Raw genomic sequence first — 26225 nt, forward strand, 5'->3', positions numbered from 1 at the left:
GAATCCACGTCAAGTTAAATCTGGCGTGGATTCAGTTTTGTTGCGTAGAGAGTTTGGCCGCGTAGCTAAGGCCTTTGGTATTGTGAAGGATCGAAAGGCGTATTCGACCTCCGATCCTTCCCTTGCCGGAATATTCGGCGTTCGCCCTACTTATTCAGGCGTAAACATGAGCGGCACGAATGCGCTTTATGTTCCAGCCGTCCTGCAAGCCGTTCGCCTTATCTCTGAAACTATTGGGTCTTTACCTTGCAAGGTCTATCAGGAAACTGATGACGGCAAACAACCGGCAAAGGACCATTCGTCGTATCGCCTTGCACACAGGTGGGCAAACGAATGGATCGGCGCGGGCAAGCTTCGCGAAGTCCTGACTGCCGACGCCTTAGTTCACGGAAACGGTTTCGCGAAAGTCGTTCGTTTCGATGATGGCAAACCTTTTGAGCTTCATCGCCTGAAACCCGGCACCGTCTCAATCCTTGAGGACGAATATACCGGCGCGCCTGTTTTCCGCGTGTCCGAAAAGGGCGGTTCGCGCGAATATCCCCACACTGAAATTCTTCATGTCCCGTCTTTTCTCGGCACGTCGCCTATTGAATTTGGCAAGGAAGCAATTGGCCTTGCCGCGATCCTTGAACGCCACGGCGCACAGTTTTTTAGCTCTGGCGCTCGCCCTTCAGGCATAATCACCAATGAGAAATCGCAGGGAAGTGAAGCGGGCGCAAAGACCGTAGCCAATATTTTGGCTTCATTCCGCAATTGGCAGAACGGCAGCAAGGGCGATCCCTTGGTCATGGATGCAGGCTGGAAATACGAACAGCCTGCCATGACCTCTACCGACGCGCAGTTTATTGAAAACCGCCTTGAGCAGATCAATGAAGTTGCCCGCGTCTTTGGCGTCCCGCCGCATCTTCTTTATCAGCTAGACCGTGCCACGTGGAGCAACGCCGAACAGATGGGCGCAAGCTTCCTGCAAATGTGCCTTCGCCCGTGGCTGGACCGCTGGCAAGACGCTTACGCCATGGTGTTGCTGTCCGAAAACGAGCGCGACAACCACTATTTTGAATTCGTCACGGCAGACCTTGAGCGCGCAGACGCCGCAGGCCGCGCCGATATTTACACGAAGCTGATTGCCGCTCGCGTCTATACGCCGAACGAAGTCCGCGCCCGCGAAAACCTTCCGGCAATCGAAGGCGGCGACGAGCTTGCAAATCCCTACATCACCACGACCACGACCGGCCCCGCCAAGAGCGGGCCGGATAAGGAATCCGCATGACCGAACATCGCGCTTTCTTTGGCGACGGCGAAAAGACCTTCACCCTTGCCGACGAACAAATCAATGAACTTGAGCGCAAGGCCGGTTTCGGCATTGGTGCGCTCTATCAGCAGTTTGTCACGATGCAATTCCGCTTCGGCGACGCTCTTGAAGTCCTTCGGCTTGGTCTGATCGGCGGTGGCACTTCCCCGGTTCGCGCTTCGGAACTTATCGAAGCCTATGCGAAGCCGACGCCGATTGTCGAAATCTATGGCCTTGCCTTTGACATTCTGGAAACGCGTTGGAGTGGTCAACCGGCATCGGCAGAAATTAGCCAGGACGAAACTGGACAGGACGTTGCCGAATGAAGCAGCGCCTTGAAGTTAAAGCCGCCTTGTCGATTGATGACGCCGGGACCGTGACGGGCATTGCATGGCCGTTCAGCACTCCTGACCGCGTGGGCGACATGATTCAGAAGGGCGCAATTACTGCCCCGGCATCACTTCCCATGCTGTTTGCACATGATCAGGCGCAAGTTATCGGCGTTTGGGATCAGATCGCAGAAACGCCGAATGGCCTGAGCGTCAAGGGCCGCTTGCTGGTTGATGAAGTGGAGCGCGCCCGCGAAGTCCGCGCCATGATCCGCGCAAAGGCCGTCACCGGCCTTTCTATCGGTTTCGTCACCAAGTCCGCAAAGCCACGCCAGCGCGGGCGCATGATCACGGCCCTAGACCTTCACGAAATTTCCGTTGTCGCCGTCCCGTCGCATCCGGGCGCGCAGATCACTTCTATCAAAGCCGCTGATGCGACGGCACTGAATAAGGAAACCTTTATGGAAGACGAACTCGAAAACATCGAAACGAAGGCCGATCCGGTTATCTCGCCGGACGAACTGGCAGAACTCAAAGCCCTGAAAAACGACGTTGCCACGATCAAGGCGAAGCTCAATCGTCCGTCCGCAGCAAACAATAACCAGCCCCGTGCCGTCAATGATAACGGCTTTGAGCGTAAGGCATTCACCGATTATCTGCGCACGGGCCGCGTTGAAGAAAAGGCCCTGGCATTTGGCACCCCTTCCACGGGCGGCATTCTAGCCCCGGATGAAACGGCCAAGACCATTCTGGAAAAGCTTGCCGAATTCTCGCCGGTTCGCTCGCTTGCAGCGTCTATCAGCATGAGCGGCCCGCTTTTGCAGCTTCCGCGCCTTGTCGATGAAGTGGAACCGGAAGAAGTCACCGAAACCGGCGACCGCCCAGAAAGCGAACCGTCTTTCGAACAGATTGATCTCAAGCCGTTTGAAATGGCTGTTGTCGTGCCGGTCACGCGTGTCCTTCTGGAAGACGCCCAGATTGACCTTGAAAGCTATCTTTCGAACCATATTGCTCGCCGTTTTGGCCAGAAGGAAGCCGCATGGTTCGTCAAGGGCAACGGCACGTCACAGGCCGAAGGCGTTCTTACTTCGGCAGAAGTCTCGGCCCATGAAGTTGAACAGATCGACGCCGATGCACTCATTGATTTGTTCTATTCGATCAAGACCGGCTATTCGGCCCGTGGCGCTTGGCTCATGAACCGTGGCACGATGGCAGTTGTGCGCAAGCTGAAGGACGCGGATGGCTCTTATCTCTGGCAGCCTTCGATTGCCGCAGACGTTCCGCCGACCCTTCTTGGCCGTCCGGTTTACGAAGCTATTGACATGCCGAACGTTGCCGCTGAAGCAACGCCCATTGTCTTCGGTGACTTCGCATCCGGCTACACCATTGCTGACCGCGTAGGTTTTTCCACGCTTCGCGATGAACTGACCGGCGCAGGCAATGGCATCATCAAGCTGCATGCACGTCGCCGTGTAGGTGGCCGCGTTGTCCTTGGCGAAGCCCTGACCAAGCTGAAGATTGCAGCTTAATCGCCATGAACTTCAAGCGGCCCGCATATGAGGAAGTCACGATTGCGCACAGTGGAAACACTGTGTCGCTTCGCCCTTCCTTGCGGGCCGCTTGCACCCTTGAAGCCCGTTATGGCTTCCCGGCGCTCTATAAGGCGCTGGACGAACAGAATTTCACGATCATTTCCGAAATCATCCTGTCTTGTTCGTCCTCTCGACAGGATGGAGCGGCTTTTCTGGCTGGCATACCCGGAAAGCCGCTCGCCCCCTTCTTTCGCGCCGTGCGACAGCCGCTTGCCGAACTTCTGATTATGTTCGCCCCGGCACCCGATCCGAAAGCCAAGCCCGCAACCGGCAAGGGCAAGCCTGCAACGTGGCAGGAAATCTATATCGCCCTTTATGAGCGTGCGACCGGCTGGCTTCGCTGGACGCCGGAACAGGCGTGGAATGCCACGCCGACCGAAATCGACCGCGCCTATCAAGCCCATATTGAACAGTTGAAGGCCATTCACGGCAGCGACGACGAGAAAGACAAGCAGGAAGCCCGCAAGCCCGATCCTGATCAGGCGGCTCGTAATATCGCGGCTGGCCTTGATCCTGAATTTGACCGCGCTGGCCTTCGCGCACTCAAGGCGAAGATTGCGGGCGGCTCATGATCACCAAACCGCCCCGCATCTGCTCTTGCGGCAATATCGTTCCCCATAGTCAGCTTTGCTCTTGCCAGATCAAGCAAAAGCGTGAGCGTAGCGCACAGCATGACGCCCAACGCCCGACCGCTGCACAACGCGGCTATAACTATGGATGGCGCAAGGCCCGCAAGGAATATCTGGGAATGCATCCTCATTGCCGGGAATGCGCACGGCATGGCCTGACCCGCCTTGCTACCGTTGTTGACCATGTCATTCCGCACCGTGGCGATAAGCGCCTTTTCTGGCATCGCGCCAATTGGCAACCGCTTTGCGAACCCTGCCACAACTCAACCAAGCAGCGGCAGGAGCGCAACCTATGACGCTAGGCTTTTTGCTTTTGTATCCATTGGAGAGCTTCGGCTCGATTGGAGAAGCCAACATCGGAATTCACCTTATGGATGCGTCGGCCATTCACATCGATGATGTGCCCGACATCAAAGTATTCCGTAATACGTCCGTCACGATCAGCGATTGTCTGTCTGTGTATGTAAAAGTTGCCGTGTTCTTCAATATCCATTGTCTCATGCCCTCCAACTCTGTGAGAGCACATACGTATCTGATTCAATCGCCGTATGTCGAACGTCCCATTTGCCGGATGAGGTTTTAGTATGACCCCGGCAGAACGCGCTCGCCAGATCGATAGGGAAGAATTTGAAGCCGAATGCGCGGCTATTCGACAGCGTGCCTATGCACGTTTCAACGTTAAACCTCGACCCGATAAACGCGTGCGGGAATGGATTGAACGCACCGAACCGAAACACAAGTTCAGCCTTGCCACACCTCGACAGCACCGCAATGCGATTGAAAGGTCAAATCGCACCCATGCTGCAAACGCCAAGCTTTACGAAGCGTTCGGCCACAGGCGCACCCTCAAGGAATGGGCAGCGGAAACAGGCATGTCACGAAACACGATCCGCAACCGGATTAATCTCGGATGGACCGTTGAGCAAGCCCTGACCCTTAGCAAAAACACCCATGCTCGCAAGCATTCGAACCGCTCACAGGGGGTAGTCTTCAATTTACCTAAAGAAAAAGGGACCGGCGCGGGGAGCACTGCACAAGAGACACCGAATATAAGTTTTTCAGGAAATCAGAATGTCAGCAATTAGCCTTGAACTCGCAAAGGCTCATATGAAGGTAGACGGAACCGCCGAAGATGAGCTTATTTCGCTTTACATCGAAGCGGCAGAAACGTGGTGCGGGAATTACATCGGCAAGCCGATTGCTGACCTTGATACCGTCCCGGCAGACGTGAAACTTGCGATTTTGCGCCTTGTTTCTTTCTATTTTGAAGCCCGTTCGGTTGCAACGTTCGGCCTTTCTATGCAGATCGCGCCGCAAAGTGTCGCTTCGGTTCTAGATAGCTATCGCGAGAAGTGGTTCCACGATGGCACGGAATAAAGATTTGCAGCGCATTTTCGCGAAGCTGGACGCCATACCGGAAGCCATTCGCCAGCAGATCAAGCCGGAACTCATGAAGGGTGCGGAAGAAATCGCCAGCCTTCAACGTGGCTTTGCGGAAACGTCCCGTGATACCGGCGCACTCATTGACAGCATCACCGTGACCGGCCCCGGCGAACAGACCCCGCCATATTCGCAGCCGGGTGGTAGTCATACCGTGCCGGAAGGCGCTGTCATGATCACGGCAGGCAATAAGGAAGTTCGATATCCGCACCTTGTCGAATACGGAACCAGCAAAGCCGAAGCGCAACCGTTCTTCTGGCCCGGCTATCTGCTTGGCAAAAAGAAGGCCGTGAACCGTATCAACCGGGCGGGCCGCAAGATCATCCGCCAGACTTGGAGCAAGGGAACCCCGCCGAAAGGAAGCGACCAATGATTGAGCCGACCTTGGCCCTCCAAACCGCTATCCGTTCCCGGCTGGTTTCATCGTCGGACGTGGTTGCGGTTGTTCCGGCTGACCATATCCGCAGCGGTAGCACCCGGCCTGACAAGACGCCCGCAATAATAATGAGCAATGGTAGCACGGCCCTGCATGGTTACGATTATACCGCGCAGCGCACGGCGTGGGTTTATCTCGATTTGCACATTTGGACGCTCGACGCCGGACAGGATGCAGTCAAGGAAATCGCAGGCGCGGTTATGGCTGCGCTCGACAAGAAAAATATCCAGATCGAAGGCGGCTATTGCGATCATTTCCGCGTCACGAAATCAATATTCCCGCGTGATCCTGACCTCGCATACGGACATGGCATCCTGTCAGTGGAAGCCCTTATCAGGTGGATTGTCTGATGCTGAATATCGGAAAACTGAATCGCCGCATCGCCATTGAGCGCGAAACCGAAATCGTGAAGCCGTCCGGCAGTGTCGTGAAGACGTGGACGCCGCTTGCAACCGTTTGGGCGGAAGTCCTGCAACAGACGGCAACCGAATTTTTCACCGGCTATGGAGAGGCCGAAACCGGCACCATGATTTTCCGTGTCCGATATCGCCCTGGCATCACGACCGCCGACCGCGTGACCTACAACGGCAGCGCCTACGGCTTGAAGGAAATCAAGGAACTTGGCAACCGCGACGGCTTGGAACTTCGCGGGGAGGCATTGAAATGACCCGTGGCGTGAAGCCCGCAACCATCATTCCGGGAACATCGCCGGTTACAGCGATCCCGAAAACCCCGTCTTATCTCTCGAAAGAGGCGAAGGCGGAATGGCGCCGCGTGGCGCCGATCCTGATAGACGAACGCAAGGTTTTGACCGAAGCCGACCTTGCGGCGCTGGAAAACTATGTGATTGCCGTCGCAACCATGCGGCAGGCACACAAGGAACTTCATGCGACTGGCCTGCTAATCGCCGGGAAACGCAATCCGCTTTCGACGATCCTGCTACAGGCGCAGCAACAGCAATTGCGTGCGGCTGGCGAACTCGGCCTTACCCCTGCCGCCCGATCCCGTGCGGCCATGATGGAAGCCGCCGACGATGACGACGACAATCCGCTTATGATCGGCAGGAGCCGCCCTTGAGCAAGAGCGCTTTCCCGCATTGGATTTATGACGGCTCCGCGATCGCGGACCCCTTCGGATACGGGCAGGAAGCCGTCGATTTCATTCGAGCGCTGAAGCATCCGGCAAGCACGGCACCGAAAGGCCGTTTCCAGCTTTATGATTTTCAGGAGCGTATTACGCGCCGCATTTACGGCCCACGTAATCCTGACGGGTCGCGTATTGTGCGCACCGTGTTTCTTATGCTTCCGCGTGGCAATCGAAAGACCAGCATCGCCGGAGCATGGGCTTTGCTTCATACCATCGGCCCGGAAGCTCGCTCGGCAGGACAGGCCATATTCGCCGCCTCTGACCGCGAGCAAGCAGGCATTGGCTTCAAAGAGGCCGCGAATATCGTTCGCGAGGACAGGCGGCTTGAAGCGGCAACGCGCATCTATGACGCGCACAACAGCGCAAAGAAGATCATTTCGAAACCAAACAAGGCCGAATTGCTAGCCGTATCCAGCGACGGCGCGGCGCAGCACGGCAAGACGCCCTCATTCGTTCTTGTCGATGAAATTCACGCTTGGAAAGGCCGCGACCTATGGGAAGCGCTCAAGTCTGGTATGGCGAAGGTTCCTGATACCCTAATGATTATCGCCACCACGGCAGGCAGGGGACAGGAGAACATCGGTTTCGAGCTTTACGATTACGCCTATAAGGTCGCGACCGGCGAGATTGACGACCCGTCTTTTCTGCCGATCATTTTTCAGGCCGAACCCGGCGACGACTGGAAAGATGAAGCCATCTGGCACAAGGCCAATCCCGGCCTGAAACACGGCTTTCCTGACCTCGGCGGCTTGCGCACCATGGCGAAAGAGGCAGAGCATCGGCCTGCCGAACGTTTCGCTTTCCAGCAATATCATTTGAACATCTGGCAGGCCGCTTCCCGCGATCCCCTGTTTGATATGGCCGTTTATGACGCCGGTTACGATCCGCACTTTGACCTTGCCGACCTTGAACCGCTTCCCTGTTACCTTGGCGTTGACCTGTCCCGATCCGGCGATCTGACTGCAATCGTTGGCGCATGGAAGCACGATGACGGTCGCATTTCGGTTTACCCTTGGTTCTTCCTGCCGTCTGAAGGCTTGGACGAGAAAGCGCGGCTTGAACAGGTTCCCTATCCCCGGTGGCGTGACGATGGGCTTTTGCGCGTCATTGACGGTTCCGTCATCGAACCGGACGCCATAGCCGACCAGATTATTGACCTTTGCGGCACTTATGACGTGCGGGAAGTGGTTTTTGACCCGTCGCTTGCCGGGCCGATCATGACGAAGCTTACGGACGCGGGCATTAACGTTTTGCAGCTTCCACAGACGCCGAAGAACATGCACGGCCCGATTTGCGATCTTGAGCGCGTCGTCAACGGGAAGCGCATCCGGCACGGCGCGCACCCGATCTTGCGCAATCATTTTGAAAGCGTGGTGGTGAAGCGGGCGACCAATGCCGGGGAACTGACCACGATGCACAAGGGCACCCGGCATAGCAACCATATCGACGGCGCTATCGCGTCGGCGCTCGCGGTTTTCCGTGCAGCCGCGAACGATAATCAGCGCTCTATTCACGACGATCCCGAAGAATTTGAACGGCTTATCCGCGAAGCGGAAGCCGCAGCTATGAAAGAGGCCGCGTAATGGCAAACCCGGTTACTGACGAAGAACGCTTGGCGATTGTGATGCAACTGAAATATGACCAGTTGCAAAAGCAGATTGCACGCGGGCAGAAGGCGCTTGACCGTGGAACCAGCGCAATGGAAAAGCGGACGAAGCAGGCCGCTGACAATATGGACAAGACCATGGGGAAAGCCGCTGGCAGTATCAGCGACAAGCTTTCTGGCATGTTCGCGCCCTTCCTTGCCGGTGGTGCGGTTGCCGCAGTTGCGACCAGCATCAAGCAGATTGCTTCCACGGTCGCGGAAGTCAGCCGCGAAGCTGACAAGGCCCGCGTATCATCCAAGGTTTGGCAGCAATGGACCTATGTTGCCAAGGCGACCGGCGCGAGCGTGGACGGCGTAACCGACGCCCTCAAGGAACTGAATATTCGTGGTGACGAATTCGCCCGCACTGGCAAGGGTAGCGCACAGGAAGCCTTTGAACGGCTCGGCCTGACTGCCGCAGATGTTGCCGAACGCTTGCGTGATCCTTCCGCCTTCCTTGATGAGATTATTGCCAAGCTGCAAAAGATGGACAAGGCCGCACAGGCCCGCAATCTTGACGAGCTTTTCGGCGGCACGGGCGCGGAAGAACTTTCCAAGGTGCTTGGTCTTTCTGTTGACCAAATTCAGAAGCTTCGCAGCGAAGCGGCACTTTTCACCGACGAACAGCTTGAGGCCGCAAAAAAGATTGATGCTCAACGGGAAACCATGTGGCGTAACGTCTTGGTGTATTCCAAGCAGGCCGCTATTCAAAGCGTCGGCTATGCTCGCCAGATTGCAGACGCAATCAATACCATTACCGGGAATAACTACATCGCAGCCAAGCGGGATTATGCCCTTTCCGATGAAGGCCGGTTGAATACCTTTCTTGAGCGCCGCGCCGACATTCTGGAACGCATTAACGATCTTCGCAGCAAGCCTGACTTCGATGACGCTATTGAAGGTCTTGCCTTGTCGCGGCTGGAAGCCGATCTCGAGGCGGTTGACAACCAGATTGCCAGCCTGACCCCGCATAGCAAGGAATTTGCCGCAGCGCTTCGCGAGTTGTCGAATATCACGCTTGGCGCGTCCGGTGCATTCAACGGCACCGCAGCCGCAGCGGCCAATTTTAAGCAGGCCCTTACCGATCTGAAAAACATGGTGCCGGAACTCAAAGCCGAACTGGACGAGCTTGCGAAGCTTGACCAGATAGACGCCGCTTTTCAACAGGCAGTCAGGAACGCCAAGAACCCGGCAGAGATTGACGAAGCGGCCCGCATCCGTGATCGCGCCCGCACCGTTGCCACTTACGGCGACCAGATAGATTTCTTTTCCCTTGTGCGACGCGTGGAGTCTGGTGGCAACTATAATGCCACCCTCGACAATGGCCGGTGGACGGGCGGGCCGCAAAATCTGACCGGCATGACGCTTGACCAAGTCCTTGCCCTGCAATCGAAGATGCTGGCGAACCCGGAGAACCGCGCCAAATATGGAAACGGGCTGGGATCGTCCGCCCTTGGTGCTTACCAGATCACGCGCCGGACCCTGAAAGGCTCCATGAAGGCGCTTGGCTTGGCTGGCGACACCATGTTTGACCAGACCACGCAGGACGCGATTGCAAGCTATCTGGCCCGCAGCCGTGGCAATGACGTGGAAGAACTTCGCAACGAATGGGAAGGGCTTCGCCGTGTCGATCCCGACACGATCCGCAGCCTCTATAGCAAGACCGATCTTGCGCCGGTCAAAGTGCAGCCTTCCGAAAGCCAGCAGAAGGCCATAGACGAAATCAAACGGCAGGATGAAGCCCGCAAGAGCCTTAACCAGACCGTGCAGGAAGGGCTTGACCAAGCCCGGTTTGAACAATCGCTGACCGGCATGACCGCAAGTCAAAAGCGTGTCGAACTGGAACTTTACCGCTATCAGCAGGACGCCAAGCGCAACGGCCTGACCCTGACTGACGAGGAAATCAGGAAGGCCCGCGAACAGATCACCATGACGGAACAGCTTCGCCTTGCGCAGGCGCAGGCCGCGAACGAAGCGCAGGGCTTGCGCACGGCACAAGAATATTTTGCGCAGAGCTTCACGTCATCGCTGTCCGGCCTTCTGACCGGCACCACGAGTTTGACGGACGCCGTGCGGAATCTTGCGAGTTCGCTTATGGACGCCGTGTTGCAGGCTTCCTTGCTGGGACAGGGACCGCTTGCCGGATTGTTCGGCACGGCAGGTGGTGGCGGGCTTTTCGGCGCTATCTTCGGATGGGCCGAAGGCGGCTATACCGGCCCCGGTGGCAAGCACCAGCCTGCCGGTGTGGTGCATAAGGGCGAATATGTCATGTCCGCAGCCGCGACCCGTCGCCTTGGCGTGAAAAACCTTGAACGCCTTCACCTGACTGCCAAGCGCGGTTATGCGGAAGGCGGTTATGTCGGCCCGACGCCTACGCTTCGCAATCCTGAATTGAAGGCCGCGAACAGTAACGCACCCGTGCAGCAAATCAGCATTTCCGCCCCGATCACCGTAAACGGTAGCGCAGGCACGCCGGAACAGAATAACGATTTGGCTAACAAACTTGCCCGCACTATGGAGCAATCTATGCGTGGCATGGTTGCGGATGAATTGCGACGCCAGACGAGGCCCGGAAACTACATGAACAGCCGCAGCCGCTAAAATCGCCATGGCGAGTCACTGGCGCGTTTTCTCGGCTGGCAAGTGGTTTGCCCCTCTCCGGCATCCTAAACGCGCGCCAGTGAGTCAATTTCGGGCAAAATAGCACGGAAGGGCGGAACGATCCCCGTTCGATATGAGATTGGTTCCGCGCCGGAACCCTCTCTTTCGATGAGGGATATTTCCCGACGATTACCAGTAGGTTTGAACCGGAAGCGGTTCCTTATACACCGCAGGAAGTTTCCTTGTTCACCGCAGGGTATTCAAACGCAAGCGTGACGGTTTTAAGCGTTCCGCTAAATTCTATAATTCTATCTTAGAAGATAATATATATTATATGAGGAACGCTAAAATTGGTCACGCTAACCTAGAACGCTGAATCTAGTCACGCTTCCGGTGGTAGAACGCCGTTTCCGGTCACGCTTACCTAGAACGTTAGTAACCGTCACGCTTCCACCCTCAACTTTCTTTTGTCGTTTTGTGCATCTGCCCCGGCAGGCCGCTATAACTGTCGCATGAAAGTCTTTTGGAGACCCCATAATGGCGCGACAAAACCTAAGCGGAATGACGCCTGAAGAACGCGCCGACCATAAACGGAAGCAGGCAGCGGACCGAAAGCGCAACCAGCGCAAAAAGCAGAAGGAAGAGCGTGAAATGGCAAGGATGCGGGCGACACTTACTTCATCCTCCCCGGAAGTGATTGAATTCGTGAACGAGATTGACGATTTGCCGTTTCGCGCAAAAGTGGAACTCATTGCCGAATGGGAGCGCGAGTTTAAGCAGAAACTTCCGGTGAAGATGTTTGAACCAATTCCCGGCGAACCTAGCGAAAACTATTGGAGCCGGAAGAACCGTATTCGCGATCTTGAACTCGCCAAGATGCTTGCCTCTGGGCATCTGGAACGCAAGAAGGCGTCCGCCCGCAAGAAGGCATTCAACGACAGCGAAGCAGAGAAAGCCGCGCAGCTTGGTCTGACCGTTTACGAGTATCAGAAGCGCAAGAAAGTCGCCGCATGGAAGGATAAGAAGCAGGCGGAACAGAAGACTCGCGAAGTTGGTCGCTTGGCTCGCAGGGAAGCAGCCTGATCGGAAATATTTTCAACAATCGTATGCGCCTGCATCGCGATCCCGCTATAAATGAATTGTCAGCCGTTATTGGCGTTCCGGCTGGCATCCTTGGTCAGTAAGTTAAGCCCCGTATCGCATCCCGTCGCGATATGGGGCTTAATTTTTCGAAAAATAAGTAAGCGCTTACTTAATCTAACTAATTGATTAGTAAGGATTATTTGTCTTGCACAGCGATTCTTCGCATGTCATGCTTCCCTCGCAAATCACCCATTGAGGAAACCATGACCGAAGTGACAGACCACTATTTTCATTCCCATACTTACGAAGCCGTCATTGACCAGCTTGAGAATATCGCCCGGACGTTCGATCCGGCAGCGCCCGACGATCTACGCACGCGTATCATTGAAGCCGTGGGCGAACTTGGCGCTTGGCCTGCTTATGCGTTCACCGGATAATCGATTAAGTTGTATGATCATGCATTGCAATCAAAAGGCGAGTATTAACCTATAAAATCCTATTGAAAAGTAATTCGATATGGAACAGATGGGAGGTCCCGCAACATTCAAGGGACGACCTCATGAGCAATCAAATCGAAATTGAACGCGACCGGCAGAATAGCGCCGATCCGATCAATAGCCCTTTGCGGGCAACATCAAGCCCACGGCTTGATGAAATACTGCCGGAAGCGGCTGCAACCGCCCCGGCAGAACGAAACCCCCAACAACGACTGAAAGAGGTTCATATGACTACGAATACCACGACCCCGGCACCCGCTGCAACGTTCGCGCAATTCCTTATCGACCAGAATAGCAAGAATGATGAAATCGGGAACTTTCATTGCGCGCTTGGCGATCACGGCCTTGATTTCCCGGAGAGTGCAACGGCGCTCATTGACGCTGTTTCGCCCGGCGCGACTGGTGACAGCGAACTTCAGTGGAATATTGAGATGATGGCCCATACCATGCGAGCGGCTGCCGAATACCTCTTGATGTCGCTTGTCGAATACCAGAAGAGCCAGCGAGAGGTCGCATAATGGCACTATCTCCAGAACTCAAGGCAATGGTAAGCGGAACGACCAAAACCATGTCGGTGAAGCGCGGAATTACCCCGATTCATCCCCGGGCCGCTGACGCCTTACTGACCGTCTCTATTGCCGGTGAAATTTCGGGAGCCCTTACCGGTCCCGCGATCAGTGCATACGATCTCGCTGAAAAGCTTATCGTCATGGTGCGCGAGCATGACATGGCAATGTTCGAAGGTGAAGACGTATAAAACGCGACGACTTGATCGCGTTGTATGGCTGGCGCGAGGGCAATCACGTCAGCCATACAGCCCCGTGGAGCCGGGCAGGTTTTCTATTTCCCTTCTTACTCGACTCAATCATATTTCGAGTAATGGGAGGCGTTCACCAATGCAGATACCGAACTGGCTTACGGAAAATTGGGCGTTATTTGTAGCGCAGCCGACCCCTTTCGTTTCTCTGGCGTTTATCTGCTTTGTCCTCGGATATGTGGTTTCTCAAGTTCTTTGCAGGGAGCGCATATCAACGCTCAAGGAAAGAGTGGATTTATATAAAGAAAAACTTGATGGGGCGTCGCCCGATGAGGCATCAAAAAAATTAAAAGACATGGAAGCAAAGTTAAAGCGCATGACCGCCCTTGACTTGGATGACGAAAGATTTGGGAAGATTGTTGAATATCTTAGAGTGGACCAGCGAGAGGTCAACATCGATACAAATTTGACTAGCTCTTTCGGAACGCATCTTGCAGAGCAACTTCATGAGGCCTTTCAACTTGCGGGCTGGAAAGTTTATAGATCAAAATCTCTCTACGATGGCGTATCCGTGAGAGAAATTGTCCTCCGTTGGCCATGTGATCGAATTAAAGAAGCACTAAAACTCGGTGAAATTCCTTTTCGTGTGGAATTGGAGCCGGATAATGCGAAGAATATCCCTTCAATTAGCTTCAGAGCTTAAACTCGGTAACGGCTGACAATATTCAGATCATCTTCATTCGAAGATAACAGGCCTAATTCGATTATTTTCCTGTTGCGTCATATTGGTTAGTTGTCGACTTGGCCGTCCGCTTTGCGTCGATAGCGTTATCCATTCTTTTCTTTTGAATGTGTTTAAGGGAATAAGGAAGGCTTAATGACATCCAAAACGAGAGACAAATCAAAGCGAAACTGGCAAACTGAGTGTATCTGTAAATCTTATCTGAAGGGTCGGTGAGAGAGAATAAAAACAACGTTGCAAGAAGTATTATGTATACAACGAATAGATCAGTATGCCTGTGAATCTTCCTTTGAGTTTCCCGAGCAGCAAGAAAATCTTTCCGCCACGAACTCTCAGCAATCATGCTTGGCTCGCCCAGAATAGAGACAACAGCTATTACAACGCCTGCCAATATAGAAAAAACGGTAGCAACGTAGGAAATTATGTCGGCACCATTCTTCAGTCGATCAGAGAAAAAATATGCAAGCAGAAGCGATACTGCTACGCCAATGACGGCGTAGAGTATTCTTCCGTAAGACGTGTCTCGCTTCTTCGTCGTCATTCAACGTCATTCAAGAATTGAACCGAGTTATCCCATGCTAATGCATAGCTCAGATATGCTGCACGGCCCGGTTGGTTGTAACTGTTCTTAAGCAAAAGCTGATCTCTCGTAAAATAGTTTCCCTTTATTGTTTTAATTTTGAAGTCATCGTCGCCCTCTATGACGTCTTCTGCAAGCGTTGTAAGGCTCTCTATTTGATCTAGTGGCGCGCTTTTCTTAAAATTTAGCACAAGATGCGCATTGGCCATTGCCAAGTTGTCTACTTCCTCTTCCGAGAACTCATCTTCAAATCTTGCCGAGATGGCGTCTTTGATGGTGCGGGCTAGGTAAGTTGTGATGGGCTGTGGTTGGCCTTCTATTTGATTGATCGCGTCCACCTGATTGAGAGAAATACCCATGTCCAAATATTGGACGCCTTCCTCTAGAAGTCGATTTATGACCGCAGGATCCGCACGCGCCGCTAAAGAGAACCGATTACTAACGTCAGCGCCATGTTCCAAAAATATTAACCCCCGAATTGCACGTTCAACGAATTTAGGGTGAACAAAACCGTGCGTTACAAACGCGACAGCTTGCTGACCAATAACCAGAGCAATTTCTCTCTCTGTAAATTCCGCTCCGTCTGGCGCAAGAGCTTCGTCTAAATCGCCGTTCGCCACGCCTTGAGCTTGAGGTGTAACTCCCTTACGGGAACCGTTAACATATGTTGATAAGTGTAAACAGACTAAATTGCCTCGTTGGTCACGATGGCGAATTTCACAAGTCTCATCAGCGATTGCAAATCGCGTTTGCTCGATATGCTGTCTCGCGGCCAGCACGTCACCTAATAAGGCAACTACATTATCATTGGCCTGCTGGTTAAACCACTCCACTCGACGATAGTGTATCGTCTTTCTCATTTAATACCCCCTCCGCAATCCCCAAAGCGCACTAATGATGCGCAAGAATCAGTGACTTTTCAATTAAAACGTGCGCAGAAGAATAATTCCAGTCAAACGCCAAGTCTTGATGGCTTTGAAGGGGTGCAAAGCGTAGATTATTTCCCATTATTTTGGTCTTCACAACGTCACAAAACAATAAATTAGACATTCTTAATATAACAGTATTATCAATACGTTATGATGATTAGCGATGAGAGAATTGACTTTTCGAGTCTCTCATCGCCCACCATTATATCCCCCTTGAAATCTTTATAAATCTTGCATTACCAGCCTTTTTGTCCATTTTGACGTTACAAAATGGACTTTCAATATGGCCGGGAAAAATCCGGTGTTTGCTACCCAAGGACCGACGCTATTTTGTGCGACTCACCGTCCCACTAGACCTACGCGAATATCTGCAAGGCGACGATAAAGGTAAGCGTGAACTGCGAGAGCCTTTATGTGGAGATCGCCGCATAGCGATTAAATTACCCTCCGGCGCTGTCGCGGACATTCAAGCGAGAATTGGAATAGCGGAAGCTAATCGCGCCAAGCCGACCTCCACAGCGTTCAACGCTATGCGCTATCCAATGTCGATTGAAGGGATAGCGCAGCGGCACTATCAGAAATTACTCGCCTTGGATGATCAGTTGCGCATGATCGATCCGCGCTTTGCATCCATAGGTTTTGATGACGTTTGGATCGAGAATCTAACCGAAACGTTCAATGGTTCGGTTTGTCGGGTGAGTCGGCAGGATTGTTGAGGTTCTGGATTACCAGTGTTGATAACGTGGGGCGATTTCTTCTTCTATTTGTTCTAAATCAATGAACTCTTTGCCTGATCCGATAATTTCCAACCGAAAGACATGCTCGCAACTAATAGCAGAGCAAACGCAGGTTGGACGTGAAAATAGCATTATTGGGCCGTATGGTCGCTTCGGATTTTCGATTTCCGAAGCAGGGTTTTCGAAACGTCAGGCAGCCATTTTCATTTTTACTGGAAGCCGTCAGGTCCATCGTATTGGCTGCGATTGCTCTGGCGCTCTGCTGGCAGACCACGGCATCTGCCGCCGATCTGGAAAAATACATTCCCAAGATTGAAGCAAGCGCGCTCTTCAAAGAGGCTGACGCTATAGGCAAGCCACAAGGCGAGCCGCCAATCGCACCACTGATGAAGCGGGGCGAGGTGATCGGCTATGCCTATCTGAATTCAGATTTCACCAGTTCCATCGGCTATTCCGGCAAACCGATCCATATTGTCGTCGGCATCGATACCAAAGGCGTCATACGCGGCATAAAACTGGTAGACCACAAAGAGCCGATCGTGCTGATCGGCATTCCCGAAGCCAAGGTTGTGGCTGCACTGAACTCGTTGGTCGATAGTGATATGAGTGCTGTTGCCGCTGGCCAGAGCAAGCCGCCACAGGTGGAAATCGTCAGCGGTGCCACGGTTACCGTGCTCGTCATGGGGGACAGCGTCGTACGCTCGGCAGTCGGCCTTATCCGCAGTGGGAGGCTCGGAAATACTCCTGTGCAGGCTGTCGCAGCCAATGTGCAACGCGCGGTTGATTTGCAGATTCGTGAAGAACACAACTGGCAAACATTGACCGGCGACGGCTCGGTTCGCAGCCTGAAACTGTCGGTTGGTGACGTGACGCAGGCGTTTCGTGACGCCAAACATGATCGCGCCGCCGAAAACCCTGAAACAACCAATCCCGACGACGAATTCATTGAGCTTTACGTCGCGCCGGTCTCAGTACCGTCGATCGGTATCAGCCTACTCGGGAAAGATGGCTATGAACGGTTACAAAAGCAACTGAAGCCGGGGCGTCAAGCGATCCTGGTCGCTGGCGACGGAGCCTATTCCTTCAAAGGCTCCGGATATGTGCGCGGCGGTATCTTTGACCGCATCGAGTTGATGCAGGACGGGCAGGGCGTACGCTTCCGTGACAAGAACCACACCCGTATCGGCGACATCATGGCCGACGGCGCGCCGCGTCTGCGTGAGATAGCACTGTTTCAGGTCCCGGACGGCTTCGACTTCGACGTAACGGAACCGTGGGATTTGCAGCTCTTGGTGCAGCGCGGCTTCGGTGCGCGGGACAAGGCCAATGTCAGCTATGATCTCGGTTATAGTTTACCGGATAAATATCTGGCGAAGCAACCGGAACCGGCGCCTGTCCAGCCTGCTGCACCAAGAGCTGATGCGCCGCGTCAGCCGCAGCCGGTCGGCGAAGCAAATGCAGCCGACATTCTGGGCGAGGGCAATCCGCTCTGGGTCCGGATGTGGGAGATGAATCGTGCCAATGTGGTCATCACCGCTTTTGCCATCACGGTTCTTGTCGGTATTTTCTTCTTCCAGAATAGTCTGGTCAGGCATCCGCGCTTCTTCACCTGGCTGCGGCGTAGCTATCTCCTGTTCATCCTTGTCTGGCTTGGCTTCTACAACAATGCGCAATTGTCGGTGGTCAATGTCCTGACCTTCACCAACTCCCTGATTACCGGCTTCAACTGGGAATTCTTCCTGACATCGCCGCTGATCTTCATTTTGTGGGCATCGGTGGCGGCGGGGCTGCTGTTCTGGGGTCGCGGACCGTTCTGCGGCTGGCTGTGCCCGTTTGGCGCCCTTCAGGAACTCACCAACAATCTCGCCCAATGGCTAAAGGTGCCGCAAGTCAAGCTGCCATGGGGACTGCACGAGCGCCTCTGGCCCCTCAAATATATGATCTTCCTCGGCCTGTTTGGACTGTCGCTCTATTCGGTTGCGCTGGCTGAAGTGTTTGCGGAAGTCGAGCCGTTCAAGACCTCGATAATTCTCAAATTCGCACGTGAGTGGCCGTTTGTCATTTATGCACTGACACTTCTGACAGCAGGCCTGTTCATCGAGCGCTTCTACTGCCGCTATATGTGCCCGCTCGGTGCGGCACTCGCCATTCCCGGACGCATCCGCATGTTCGAATGGCTGAAACGCTGGCCGGAATGCGGTTCGCCCTGCCACCGTTGCGCCAAGGAATGTCCGGTTGAGGCGATCCACCCTGAAGGCCAGATCAACGTCAATGAATGCATCTACTGCATGCATTGTCAGGAACTCTATCACGACGACCAGCGCTGCCCGCACATGATCCAGGTGCGTGTGAAGCGTGAAAAATTCGCAGCCCGCAATGCCCCCCTCGCAGCGGCTGCCGAACGTGGCGGTGGACCGGCCAGACCCGTCATCTCAGTCAAAGGAAAACCGGTTGAAGGCGTTGCCGATACCGGTCCTGCTGCCTGACTTTTCTAAAGGAGAGAAGCATGTCTGAAGAAACCAAGAAAACGCAGCTCAGTCGAAGACAGCTGCTCGGTACGTCGGCCTTTGTGGCTGCCGCCGGTGCAAGCGGTCTAGGTGGGGCGCTGTTTGCAGGCTCAACCGAGCCGGCATTGGCTGCTGCTGGCGGCGCTGGTCACAGTGCGGAAGTGAAGCCTGGAGAACTGGACGAATATTACGTCTTCTTTTCCAGCGGCCAGAGCGGTGAGGTCCGTATCGTCGGCCTGCCATCAATGCGCGAATTGATGCGCATTCCAGTGTTCAATCGCGATAGCGCGACCGGTTGGGGCCAGACAAATGAGAGCCTGAAGGTGCTGACTGAGGGCCTTCTGCCGCAGGATCAGGAGTTCCTCAAGGATCGTGGCGGCATATTCCTGAATGGTGACTTGCACCACCCGCATCCGTCCTTCACCGAAGGAACTTATGACGGGCGTTATCTCTATGCCAATGACAAGGCCAATACGCGTGTCTGCCGCATCCGTCTTGATGTGATGAAATGCGACAAGATCATTCAGCTTCCGAACCAGCATACCGTGCATGGCTTGCGCGTGCAGAAATATCCGAAAACCGGCTATGTCTTCTGTAATGGTGAGGATCGCGCACCGATCCCGAACGATGGCAGCAATCTGACCGACACCAAGCAATATCACGCGATCTTCACGGCCGTTGACGGCGAGACGATGAAGGTTGCCTGGCAGATCATGGTTGACGGCAATCTCGACAATGTCGACTGCGATTATCAGGGCAAGTACGCTTTTGCCACCTGCTACAATTCGGAGGAAGGTACGACGCTTGCCGAAATGATGTCGAGCGAGCAGGATTGGATCGTAATCTTCAACCTGAAGCGTATCGAAGAGGCGGTTGCCAAGGGCGATTTCAAGGAAATCAACGGCGTACCGGTCATCGATGGGCGTCACGGTTCCAAATATACCCGTTACATTCCCGTGCCGAACAGCCCGCATGGTATCAACACCGCGCCAGACGGTATCCATGTGGTCGCCAACGGTAAGCTGTCGCCGACCGTTACCGTGTTCGACGTTCGCAAGTTCGACGAACTTTTCGACGACAAAATCCAGCCCCGCGATGCAGTAGTTGCGGAACCGGAACTCGGACTTGGGCCATTGCATACCGCTTATGATGGCAAGGGCAACGCCTATACGACGCTCTTCATCGACAGCCAGATCTGCAAATGGAACATTGAGGACGCCAAGCGTGCCTTCAAGGGCGAGAAAGTCGATCCGATCCGGCAGAAGCTCGATGTGCATTATCAGCCGGGTCACAACCACACTTCCATGGGGCAAACCAAGGAAGCTGATGGTCAGTGGCTGATCTCACTCAACAAGTTCTCCAAGGATCGCTATCTCAATGTCGGACCGCTCAAGCCCGAAAATGACCAGCTCATCGACATTTCCGGTGAGAAGATGGCGATTGTCCATGACGGGCCGAGCTTTGCCGAGCCGCATGATGCGACCATTGTTCATCGCTCGAAGATCAATCCCGTCAACTTCTGGAGCCGTGAGGACCCATTCTTCGCCGATGCCGTCACTCAGGCTAAGGCCGATGGTCTCGACCTGATGGACGCCAATGAGGTGATCCGGGATGGCAACAAGGTGCGCGTTTATATGACGTCTGCCGCGCCAGCCTTCGGTCTCACCGAGTTCACCGTCCAGCAGGGCGATGAGGTGACGGTTTATGTCACTAACATCGATGAAATCGAAGACCTCACCCACGGCTTCGCCATCATCAACTATGGTGTCAACATGGAGGTGGGTCCGCAGGCAACCGCGTCAGTTACCTTCACAGCCAACAAGCCGGGTGTGTGGTGGTATTATTGCTCGTGGTTCTGCCATGCCATGCACATGGAAATGAAGGGCCGGATGCTCGTGGAACCGAAGAAGGCCTGACTGCCATGAAGTTCCCCCGCCGGCTTCAGTCCTTGAGCGCTGCAATGCTGCTGACCGTTGTTCTGTGCGACGGTTTGCAGGCACGGCAGATCGATGTCGTGGCAGGCGAAGGCGTACAGGCGGCTATCGACAAAGCGAAGCCGGGCGATGTCGTCCGGCTTCTGAAAGGCAAACACAATGGCGCGGTTACGATCGACCGCGCCATTGAACTGACCGGCGAACCGGGCGCCGTTGTAGACGGAGTTGGCTCGGGTAACGCCATAACGGTCAACGCGCCGAACGCTATCGTGCGTGGGCTGGAAGTGCGCGGCTCGGGCGATAATATGCCCGACCTCAATTCCGGGATTTTCGTGACAAAAACCGCCACGAGCGCACGCGTCGAGGACAATCGCCTTATCGATAATCTCTACGGGATTTATTTGCACGGCGCTGCAAATTCCATCGCAAGTGGCAATGAGATCATTGGCCGTCGAGGCGTGCGCATGGCGCAAACCGGCAGTGGCGTTTCCATATGGAATGCCCCCGGTGCACAGGTTATCGGCAACGTCATTCGCTACGGGCGCGACGGCATCTATACCAATGCCAGCCGCAAAAACGTCTTCCGCGACAATGTGATGGAGGATGTCAGGTTCGCCGTCCATTACATGTACACGGACGACAGCCAGGTCATCGGCAATGTTTCGCGCAACAATTCTGTCGGTTTCGCGATCATGTACACCAATCGCCTCAAGGTGATGGATAACCTGTCGGACGGCGATCGGGATCACGGCTTGTTGCTCAATTATGCAAACAGCTCGGTCATTTCCGGCAATCGCGTGATCGGGCGAATGCAATCGATAGACCGTTGGCTTGATGCCGGTGTTCAGAAAGCTGAACATGGCCTTCCTGCGGAAGACCAGGCGGAGACACTGGCAGGCGAGACCTCGCGGCTCGGCCCGGAAAAATGCGTGTTCATTTACAATGCCAACAAGAACAAGTTCACCGAGAACAGTTTCGAGAACTGCAGCATAGGCATTCACTTTACGGCCGGTTCAGAGGGCAATGCCATGAGCGGCAATGCCTTCATCAATAACCGCAATCAGGTGAAATATGTTGGCACGCGCAACCTCGACTGGTCGGTCAATGGGCGTGGCAATTACTGGAGCGACAATCCGGCCTTTGATCTCAACGGCGATGGTATCGCTGACAGCCCTTACCGACCCAATGATCTGATCGACAAGGTATTGTGGACTGCGCCACAGGCAAAAATTCTCATTAATAGTCCAGCAATCGAGACGATCCGCTGGGCACAGACCCAGTTCCCGGCGCTTCTGCCGGGCGGTGTTGTCGATAGCCATCCCCTAATGAAGCCGCCGCATCCGGCCGATCCGGCGAAAGGAAAACCAAATGACTGAGACTGTCATTCTTGATCAGGTCACAAAGTCCTATGGCGGGTTCGACGCCATCAGCGATGCGAGTTTCAGCCTTCACGCTGGAGAAAGCATCGCGCTGGTCGGCCATAATGGAGCAGGCAAGACCACGATGATAAAGCTCATGCTTGGGCTGATCCGTCCAACCAAGGGTACGGTTCGTGTGCTGGGTGAGGACCCGGCGACGGGTGCTTTTGCCGCCAGATTGCGCCTTGGTTATCTGCCTGAACACGTCTCTTTCAATCTGGCGCTGACGGGAGCGGAAACACTTGGTTTCTATGCGCGGCTCAAGAGAATGCCGGTTACCCAAAATATTGAGCTGCTCGAACGCGTTGGTCTCGCCCATGCTGCGAACAGGCGGGTTGGCACCTATTCGAAAGGGATGCGCCAGCGACTGGGGCTTGCTCAGGCACTGCTCGGTCAGCCATCCGTTCTGCTGCTTGATGAACCGACGACTGGTCTCGATCCCGCCTTGCGTCAGAGCTTCTATGAAATTCTCGAAGAGCTGCGGAGCAAAGGCACGACAATCCTCATGTCGTCCCATGCCTTGACCGAACTGGAAACCAAGGTCGGGCGCGTCATCATCGCGAACAAGGGCAAGATCATTGCCGATGGCTCCATCGATACGTTGCGCCGGATTTCACAACTGCCTCTTCGCATACGCGTGCAGACGCCGGACGTTTCCCGGCTGCCTTCGACAACCGCCAATGCGGCATTGTGCTGGCATCGTCTCGGCCCGGATATCTTCGAAACGGAAGCCCCGACGGAAGGCAAGATGGCGCTTGTCCGCGAAATCGTGGCCATGAATGACAATCTGACGGAACTCGATCTTGTTCCGCCGACGCTGGACGAACTGTACGCCCACTTTCTCAACGCCGGAGAGGCGGCTCGCGCGGAGGCAGCGGAATGAACAATATTCTCATCATTGCTTCCAAGGAAATACAGGAAGGTCTGCGCAATCGCTGGGTTCTGGCGACCACGTTACTGCTTGCAGCATTGGCTCTGAGCATGACTTTTCTCGGTAGCGCACCCACTGGCAGTTCTGTTGCAGCAAGCAGGTTGGACGTGGTGATCGTCAGCCTCTCTAGCCTGACCATCTTCCTCATTCCTCTCATTGCTCTTCTCATTTCGCATGATGCAATCGTCGGTGAGATGGAACGTGGTACGATGTTGCTGCTTCTAAGCTATCCGATAAGCCGGATTCAGCTGGTTCTGGGCAAGTTCATCGGCCAGCTTGCCATTCTCGCTTTCGCGACATTGTTTGGTTACGGCGTGGCTGCTGTAGCGCTGATCGTGACCGGATCTGGCGTGGATGCGGGGAGCTGGCTCTCGTTATTGAAACTCATCGTCTCGTCGGTTCTGCTGGGAGCGGTGTTCATCGCCATTGGCTTTCTCGCAAGTACGCTGGTGCGGGAGCGGAGCACGGCAGCAGGTATCGCCATCGGCATCTGGCTGTTTTTCGTGCTGATCTATGACGCAGCACTTCTTGCTCTGCTGGTTTTCGATCAAGGCCGTATTGTTGGCGGCGGGGTACTCAACGGTCTGCTTCTTCTCAATCCAGCCGATTCCTACCGGCTTCTCAATTTCGGTCTCGGACAGGCCGCATCTCTGACCGGCATGGGCGGTATAGCCGGTAACGCTACGCTCTCGGCTCCGGCACTGACACTGGCGCTCGGCCTTTGGGTCATGCTGCCGTTGTCCCTTTCCATGTTGGTTTTCTCGAGGAAAGAATTATGAAACGCGCTTTGTTTCTGGCCCCTCTGTTTCTTGTTCTGCTTGCCGGATGTTCTCCGGATGAAAAGAAAGATGCCGTCGTTGCTCCATTCGCCCTGACAGAAAGCGCAATGGGCCGCTATTGCGGGATGAATGTTCTGGAGCATCCTGGCCCCAAGGGCCAGATCATTCTCGAACCGGCAAATGAGGCGGTATGGTTCTCTTCCGCCCGCGATACACTCGCCTTTACAATGCTGCCCGAAGAGCCGAAGGGGATTGCAGCAATCTACGTTTCGGACATGGCGAAAGCGCCAAGCTGGGGGGAACCGGGAGCGGAAAACTGGGTCGATGCACATAAGGCCTTTTTCGTGATTGAAAGCGCTGCTGTGGGTGGAATGGGGGCACAGGAGGCTGTGCCGTTTTCAACACGGGAAGCCGCAGAGAAATTCATCGCGGAAAAGGGTGGGCGTATCAGCACTTTCGCCGAAATGCCGGAGAGTTACGTTCTAGGTGGACAGTCTGTACAGACCACCGATCTTGGAGCCGAAAGCCATGCGCATTGAAAGTGGATGGCGTGTCAGTCGTCGCCTGGTACTTGCGGGCGGTGCGGCTGGAGTAATGCTCTACGCTATTCCAAAAAGTGCAGCTTCACTTGAGCTTCCCGAGCCCATCGTCTGGCGCGGCCAGGCGATGGGAGCGCCTGCCAAGATCATACTCTATCATCCTGATCGTTCGATCGCCGAACGCCTGCTACGTGCAACTGCTCAAGAGGCGGAAAGGCTGGAGAACATCTTCAGCCTATATCGTGCAGATTCAGAACTCACCAAACTTAATCGCAATGGGGCGCTGGCGTCGCCTTCGCCCGATCTGATTGAGGTCTTGCGTATCTGTCATGAATGCTGGCAGGCCAGCGACGGCCTTTTCGATCCGACGGTACAGCCCCTTTGGAACTGTCTGAAGAAGCATTTTTCACAAAAACATCCGTCTGCTGAAGGACCCTCGCGACAGCTTTGGGATGAAGCGCTGGCAAAGGTCGGGTTCGGTCACGTTCTTTTTGATGAGAACCGTATTGCCTTCTCCAAGCCGTCAATGGCTCTGACCCTGAACGGTATTGTGCAGGGCTACGTCACCGACCGTGTGACGGCTTTGTTGCAAAGGGAAGGGGTCGAACATGCGCTGGTCGATATGGGGGAGTATCGCGCGCTTGGCTCAAGGCCGGACGGCACGGCATGGCGCATTGGCATCGCCGATCTCGAAGCCGGAGCTAGAACCGAAGAACATGTCGATATTCGCGATCAGGCGCTCGCGACGTCCAGTTTCAATGGGTTTCAATTCGAAGAATCCGGACGCTTCAACCATTTGCTCAACCCAAAGACCGGATTTTCAGCAGCACTTTATCGTTGGCTGACTGTTGTGGCCCGTGATGCAGCGAGAGCGGACGCCTGGGCTACCGCATTCAGTTTGATGGATGAGAATCAGATCAAGGCGACCATCCTCGGCCAAACGGAGATGTCCGTCATTGCGCAGAAACGCTCAGGTGAAAGAATTACTTTCGGTTCGTAGCATACCGCCCGCCTCGATGGGCGGTTCGGTCATGGCTGTGTTTATAGAATACCCGCCGCCGCAGATGCCGAACAAAAAGGACTGCGGCGAGAGTTGTAGACCTATCTGACGGTTTCAAATGCCCCTTAGCTCCCTAAGAAAGGCCATGATACATCACGGCATGTTCCTACGGCGCGGAGATCATCGGGAATTACTGGTCCATCCGCTAACAGTCGCAAAATATGTCTCCGCATCGTGCGTTTGTTTCTAGACAAGTTAAATCTTTGCTTTTGTAATCATTAGATGTCGATGACTAGCGCGTTCTAAATCGCGGCAGAGACCACAATCTCGATACGCATATCGGGGCCGGCCATGAATACTTGCCCGCAGCATCGCGTCGGCGGGTTAGCTGTATCTACCCAACTGTCCCAAACCTGATTCATCGCTGCGAAATCTGACATGTCTTTCAGCCAAATCTGTGCGGTAAGTAGGCGAGATTTGTCGGTGCCGGCACGTGCCAAAAGATCGTCAATCTTGGCGAGTGTTTCTATCGTTTGCTGAGCAATATCCCCAGAAGAATCGGAAAATTGGCCCGATAAGAAACACATGCCATTGTATTTTACGAGACGACTGCGGCGGTGATTTATGTCAAGTCTTTCAATCTGCATTTGGTTTCCTTCAGGGTTCAAGATGTTGAAATATTT

30 protein-coding genes are annotated in these 26225 nt (G+C 54.4%); 26 read left to right on the plus strand and 4 right to left on the minus strand.

Annotated features, from left to right (window positions below; genetic code table 11):
- The first annotated feature begins 166 nt into the window (after nucleotides 1-166).
- Genes F9K94_RS00895 through F9K94_RS00915 form a run of 5 tightly spaced genes read left to right on the plus strand, consistent with a single transcriptional unit; the run spans nucleotide 167 to nucleotide 4137 of the window.
- Nucleotides 167-1270, plus strand: coding sequence for a phage portal protein (locus tag F9K94_RS00895; protein WP_151643098.1), 1104 nt, complete (start codon nucleotides 167-169; stop codon nucleotides 1268-1270).
- Nucleotides 1267-1617, plus strand: a complete 351-nt coding sequence (locus F9K94_RS00900) for a gene transfer agent family protein (protein ID WP_151643100.1) — start codon at nucleotides 1267-1269, stop codon at nucleotides 1615-1617. Before F9K94_RS00895 ends, F9K94_RS00900 begins: the two co-directional genes overlap by 4 nt.
- The gene (locus F9K94_RS00905) at nucleotides 1614-3149 is read left to right on the plus strand and encodes a phage major capsid protein (RefSeq protein WP_151643102.1); all 1536 of its coding nucleotides are present in this window, start codon (nucleotides 1614-1616) and stop codon (nucleotides 3147-3149) included. Before F9K94_RS00900 ends, F9K94_RS00905 begins: the two co-directional genes overlap by 4 nt.
- Nucleotides 3150-3154: 5 nt before the next feature.
- Nucleotides 3155-3784: a hypothetical protein gene (locus tag F9K94_RS00910; RefSeq protein ID WP_151643104.1), complete on the plus strand. Its 630-nt coding sequence runs from the start codon at nucleotides 3155-3157 to the stop codon at nucleotides 3782-3784.
- Nucleotides 3781-4137 (plus strand): HNH endonuclease, encoded by a 357-nt coding sequence (locus F9K94_RS00915; protein ID WP_407922017.1) that lies wholly within the window; start codon nucleotides 3781-3783, stop codon nucleotides 4135-4137. Before F9K94_RS00910 ends, F9K94_RS00915 begins: the two co-directional genes overlap by 4 nt.
- A gap of 2 nt (nucleotides 4138-4139) precedes the next feature.
- On the opposite strand, the gene F9K94_RS00920 is transcribed toward F9K94_RS00915, so the two are convergent.
- A complete protein-coding gene (locus tag F9K94_RS00920; protein WP_151643105.1) occupies nucleotides 4140-4334 on the minus strand; it encodes a hypothetical protein in 195 nt (64 codons plus the stop codon).
- A 91-nt stretch (nucleotides 4335-4425) separates the two neighbouring features.
- Here F9K94_RS00920 and F9K94_RS00925 point away from each other — a divergent pair, with 91 nt between their 5' ends.
- The 13 genes from F9K94_RS00925 (at nucleotide 4426) to F9K94_RS00980 (ending at nucleotide 14149) form a co-directional block, all read left to right on the plus strand.
- Nucleotides 4426-4926, plus strand: a complete 501-nt coding sequence (locus F9K94_RS00925; RefSeq protein ID WP_151643107.1) for a hypothetical protein — start codon at nucleotides 4426-4428, stop codon at nucleotides 4924-4926.
- Nucleotides 4913-5218, plus strand: a complete 306-nt coding sequence (locus F9K94_RS00930; protein WP_043062399.1) for a head-tail connector protein — start codon at nucleotides 4913-4915, stop codon at nucleotides 5216-5218. Before F9K94_RS00925 ends, F9K94_RS00930 begins: the two co-directional genes overlap by 14 nt.
- Entirely contained in the window at nucleotides 5205-5654 is a 450-nt protein-coding gene (locus F9K94_RS00935; protein WP_151643109.1) for an HK97 gp10 family phage protein, read from the plus strand. Before F9K94_RS00930 ends, F9K94_RS00935 begins: the two co-directional genes overlap by 14 nt.
- Nucleotides 5651-6067, plus strand: a complete 417-nt coding sequence (gene gp17 / locus F9K94_RS00940; protein WP_151643111.1) for a tail completion protein gp17 — start codon at nucleotides 5651-5653, stop codon at nucleotides 6065-6067. Before F9K94_RS00935 ends, gp17 begins: the two co-directional genes overlap by 4 nt.
- Complete coding sequence (locus F9K94_RS00945) at nucleotides 6067-6384, plus strand: phage head closure protein (RefSeq protein WP_151643113.1); 318 nt, start codon at nucleotides 6067-6069, stop codon at nucleotides 6382-6384. The genes gp17 and F9K94_RS00945 overlap by 1 nt, the downstream gene beginning before the upstream one ends.
- Nucleotides 6381-6794, plus strand: coding sequence for a phage terminase small subunit P27 family (locus tag F9K94_RS00950; protein ID WP_151643115.1), 414 nt, complete (start codon nucleotides 6381-6383; stop codon nucleotides 6792-6794). The genes F9K94_RS00945 and F9K94_RS00950 overlap by 4 nt, the downstream gene beginning before the upstream one ends.
- The gene (locus F9K94_RS00955) at nucleotides 6791-8446 is read left to right on the plus strand and encodes a terminase large subunit (protein WP_151643116.1); all 1656 of its coding nucleotides are present in this window, start codon (nucleotides 6791-6793) and stop codon (nucleotides 8444-8446) included. The genes F9K94_RS00950 and F9K94_RS00955 overlap by 4 nt, the downstream gene beginning before the upstream one ends.
- Nucleotides 8446-11109 carry a hypothetical protein gene (locus F9K94_RS00960; protein WP_151643118.1) on the plus strand — a complete coding sequence of 888 codons (2664 nt, stop codon included), beginning with the start codon at nucleotides 8446-8448 and terminating at the stop codon, nucleotides 11107-11109. Before F9K94_RS00955 ends, F9K94_RS00960 begins: the two co-directional genes overlap by 1 nt.
- A gap of 537 nt (nucleotides 11110-11646) precedes the next feature.
- Nucleotides 11647-12192 (plus strand): hypothetical protein, encoded by a 546-nt coding sequence (locus F9K94_RS00965; protein ID WP_151643120.1) that lies wholly within the window; start codon nucleotides 11647-11649, stop codon nucleotides 12190-12192.
- A 263-nt stretch (nucleotides 12193-12455) separates the two neighbouring features.
- Entirely contained in the window at nucleotides 12456-12629 is a 174-nt protein-coding gene (locus F9K94_RS24340; protein ID WP_192799422.1) for a hypothetical protein, read from the plus strand.
- Nucleotides 12630-12751: 122 nt separating this feature from the next.
- Entirely contained in the window at nucleotides 12752-13207 is a 456-nt protein-coding gene (locus tag F9K94_RS00970) for a hypothetical protein (protein ID WP_151643122.1), read from the plus strand.
- Nucleotides 13207-13446 carry a hypothetical protein gene (locus F9K94_RS00975; protein ID WP_151643124.1) on the plus strand — a complete coding sequence of 80 codons (240 nt, stop codon included), beginning with the start codon at nucleotides 13207-13209 and terminating at the stop codon, nucleotides 13444-13446. Before F9K94_RS00970 ends, F9K94_RS00975 begins: the two co-directional genes overlap by 1 nt.
- Nucleotides 13447-13585: 139 nt before the next feature.
- Nucleotides 13586-14149 carry a hypothetical protein gene (locus F9K94_RS00980; protein WP_151643126.1) on the plus strand — a complete coding sequence of 188 codons (564 nt, stop codon included), beginning with the start codon at nucleotides 13586-13588 and terminating at the stop codon, nucleotides 14147-14149.
- A gap of 61 nt (nucleotides 14150-14210) precedes the next feature.
- Here the strand turns inward: F9K94_RS00980 and F9K94_RS00985 are convergent, their stop codons facing one another.
- Together F9K94_RS00985 and F9K94_RS00990 are read right to left on the minus strand one after the other, a co-directional pair.
- Complete coding sequence (locus F9K94_RS00985; protein ID WP_151643128.1) at nucleotides 14211-14729, minus strand: hypothetical protein; 519 nt, start codon at nucleotides 14727-14729, stop codon at nucleotides 14211-14213.
- Complete coding sequence (locus F9K94_RS00990) at nucleotides 14726-15628, minus strand: hypothetical protein (protein WP_151643130.1); 903 nt, start codon at nucleotides 15626-15628, stop codon at nucleotides 14726-14728. Before F9K94_RS00990 ends, F9K94_RS00985 begins: the two co-directional genes overlap by 4 nt.
- Before the next feature lie 401 nt (nucleotides 15629-16029).
- Between F9K94_RS00990 and F9K94_RS00995 the strand changes: the two genes are divergently transcribed.
- From F9K94_RS00995 to F9K94_RS01030, 8 genes are all read left to right on the plus strand, one after another.
- Nucleotides 16030-16413, plus strand: a complete 384-nt coding sequence (locus F9K94_RS00995) for a hypothetical protein (RefSeq protein WP_151643132.1) — start codon at nucleotides 16030-16032, stop codon at nucleotides 16411-16413.
- A 164-nt stretch (nucleotides 16414-16577) separates the two neighbouring features.
- The gene (locus tag F9K94_RS01000) at nucleotides 16578-18920 is read left to right on the plus strand and encodes a regulatory protein NosR (RefSeq protein ID WP_235920566.1); all 2343 of its coding nucleotides are present in this window, start codon (nucleotides 16578-16580) and stop codon (nucleotides 18918-18920) included.
- Between the two features lie 20 nt (nucleotides 18921-18940).
- Nucleotides 18941-20857, plus strand: coding sequence for a TAT-dependent nitrous-oxide reductase (gene nosZ, locus F9K94_RS01005; protein WP_061345503.1), 1917 nt, complete (start codon nucleotides 18941-18943; stop codon nucleotides 20855-20857).
- A gap of 5 nt (nucleotides 20858-20862) precedes the next feature.
- Nucleotides 20863-22251, plus strand: coding sequence for a nitrous oxide reductase family maturation protein NosD (locus F9K94_RS01010; protein WP_151643134.1), 1389 nt, complete (start codon nucleotides 20863-20865; stop codon nucleotides 22249-22251).
- Nucleotides 22244-23176 carry an ABC transporter ATP-binding protein gene (locus F9K94_RS01015; RefSeq protein ID WP_151643136.1) on the plus strand — a complete coding sequence of 311 codons (933 nt, stop codon included), beginning with the start codon at nucleotides 22244-22246 and terminating at the stop codon, nucleotides 23174-23176. Before F9K94_RS01010 ends, F9K94_RS01015 begins: the two co-directional genes overlap by 8 nt.
- On the plus strand, nucleotides 23173-24003 hold the full coding sequence (locus F9K94_RS01020) for an ABC transporter permease subunit (protein WP_061345500.1): 831 nt from the start codon (nucleotides 23173-23175) through the stop codon (nucleotides 24001-24003). The genes F9K94_RS01015 and F9K94_RS01020 overlap by 4 nt, the downstream gene beginning before the upstream one ends.
- Complete coding sequence (locus F9K94_RS01025) at nucleotides 24000-24542, plus strand: nitrous oxide reductase accessory protein NosL (RefSeq protein ID WP_151643138.1); 543 nt, start codon at nucleotides 24000-24002, stop codon at nucleotides 24540-24542. Before F9K94_RS01020 ends, F9K94_RS01025 begins: the two co-directional genes overlap by 4 nt.
- Nucleotides 24532-25542, plus strand: coding sequence for an FAD:protein FMN transferase (locus F9K94_RS01030; protein ID WP_151643140.1), 1011 nt, complete (start codon nucleotides 24532-24534; stop codon nucleotides 25540-25542). Before F9K94_RS01025 ends, F9K94_RS01030 begins: the two co-directional genes overlap by 11 nt.
- Nucleotides 25543-25844: 302 nt before the next feature.
- Here the strand turns inward: F9K94_RS01030 and F9K94_RS01035 are convergent, their stop codons facing one another.
- Complete coding sequence (locus tag F9K94_RS01035; protein WP_151643142.1) at nucleotides 25845-26189, minus strand: RidA family protein; 345 nt, start codon at nucleotides 26187-26189, stop codon at nucleotides 25845-25847.
- Nucleotides 26190-26225 lie beyond the last annotated feature (36 nt).

It is taken from the genome of Brucella tritici (genome assembly GCF_008932285.1).
In the GTDB taxonomy this organism is placed as follows: domain Bacteria; phylum Pseudomonadota; class Alphaproteobacteria; order Rhizobiales; family Rhizobiaceae; genus Brucella; species Brucella tritici.